Origin of the sequence: Cryobacterium sp. MLB-32 (assembly GCF_000738085.1) — a bacterium.
Classification (GTDB): Bacteria; Actinomycetota; Actinomycetes; order Actinomycetales; family Microbacteriaceae; genus Cryobacterium.
In genome coordinates, this window is record NZ_JPRS01000602.1 from 1 (window position 1) to 1,948 (window position 1,948).

Genomic DNA, 1,948 nt, shown 5'->3' on the forward strand with positions numbered 1-1,948 from the left:
GCCCAGAACGCCTCATGGGTCGACGTGAACACCCCCGACGCCCGAGCATGGGTCAGGGCCGTCGACCCCGGAAGCGCGCCCGGCTTGTGCAGCAGTACCTCCAGGTAGTGGTCGAGGTTCACGCTCTGCCCGTGGAGCGCGACCACCCGCGGGTGGCGTGCGATCTCGTTGCGGCCGTCGAAGACGATGACCTCCGACGCGCGCAGGGACACCCTCACCAGCCGACCGATGAACCGGGCCGGCACCGAGTAAGACGCCATCCGCACCCGGACCAGGCTCGACCTGCTCACCCGCGGTGTCAATGACAGGCCCGGCTCGAACCGTTCCACCGTGATCGGCGCCAGCAGACCGCGTTCGAGGGCGAAGTCCTGGCCGACGGTGCGGATGCGGTCGCCGATCCGGCGGTCCTCATCGTCGAGATCCCACTGCCGGATCCGGTCGTTCAACTGCGCAAGCGTATCGACGGCCGGCATCGGCGAGAGATGGGTGCGGCGGAACCGGCCGACGTCGCCCTCGATGCCGCCCTTCTCATGCGCCCCTTCGATCCCGGGATGGCAGTAGAAAGCGTCAAACCCGTAGTGGGAACGGAACAACAGCCATCGCTGATTCTCCGTGCGTTGCCTGCCCGTGCCGTAGATGACCTTCACGACCGCGTCGGTGAGGTTGTCATAGCGGATATGCCGGGTCGGGACACCGCCAATATCGTCGAACGCGTCGATGTGGCCCTCAAGGAACGCCTCCTGCGCCTGAGTCGGATAGATCCGGTGGATTGCCTTCCCCGAATGCGACAGCCGGAATGCGAACATGTGGCACTTGGTCTTCACCCCGGCCAGCACCACCCAGACCTCCCCGAAGTCGACCTCCGCCTCAGCACCCGGAGCATGCTCCTGCGGGACGAACACCTCAGGCAAACGACCCGCCTCGACATCGATCTCCGGGCGGCGTCGGCGGACATAATCACGGACCGTCGAATACGACAACTCGGTCGCATCGTGCTCCTCTGCGAGGCGAGCGAAAACCCGCCTCGCGGTGTGCTTCTGCTTGCGCGGACCGTCGAGATCCTGGCGGAGCATTGCGTCGATCGCCGGTTTGAACGCGTCCAACCGCGGCGCCGTCCGCACCCTCGGTTTCCGCGCTGGCGGTTCCGCCTGCGCGAGAGCCTGCCGCACCGTCGGCCGGCCCACACCATACCTCCGGGCCAACTCCCTGATCGAGAGGCCATCCAGACGCGCATCACGCCGGATCCGCGCGAACAACTCCACCCGAGACTCCATCCGAACCTCCACCTTGAGCAACGAAAACACGTTGCAACAACGGTGCAGGTGGGTCCGGCTTAGATTGCCCCAGACACCCCGAAACAGCCGAAGTGGGTCCCGCTTAGATTGCCCTGGTGGGTCCCACTAACGCTGCCATAGTCACCCCAGCCAGAAACCGGGGAGGCAGCGCCGAAACAGTTCCAGCACGCCTGAGGTTCCAGCACGCCTGCCGTCGTCCTCTCCCCCGCGATTCCTGCGTGACTCCTGTCCGCATTACCCCTGCAGTTCACCGCTCAAGTGAAGGTAAACCTCCACTCTGGTCCTCCCGGAACCACAACGTTCGTTCCAGGTTCAACCAATGCCTGGTGACCTCACGAGTGAACGAAGAACCTTTCAAGTCTCAACGACCCGAAGCTGCTCGAGGTGGACCCAGACCAACCGAACGCGATTTTGCAGTCACGCAAGAAAAGGCCGAAATGGACCACTTTTATGAATAAACGGTGGATAAACGTCATCGGCAGAACACCACGCTCCCCCACATTGGAGGAAAAAAGCTGATCAAGTCCAGTATTTTCAACGAACTGAGACTTGAACCCATAAGCGAACCAAAAACATCAAATCTGTACCTACAGAAGACACGAAGAAGTGCTGGTCAGGCGGCACTTCTCTGGATTCACCAAAGAATTGACTCC

2 protein-coding genes are annotated in these 1,948 nt (G+C 62.4%); one reads left to right on the forward strand and one right to left on the reverse strand.

The features are described 5' to 3' along the window. The coding region (gene istA, locus JF66_RS20200; protein ID WP_035880692.1) for an IS21 family transposase at positions 1-1,274 on the reverse strand (1,274 nt) is incomplete at its 3' end. Between the two features lie 482 nt (positions 1,275-1,756). Between istA and JF66_RS24770 the strand changes: the two genes are divergently transcribed. Next, the coding region (locus tag JF66_RS24770; protein ID WP_231556536.1) for a hypothetical protein at positions 1,757-1,948 on the forward strand (192 nt) is incomplete at its 3' end.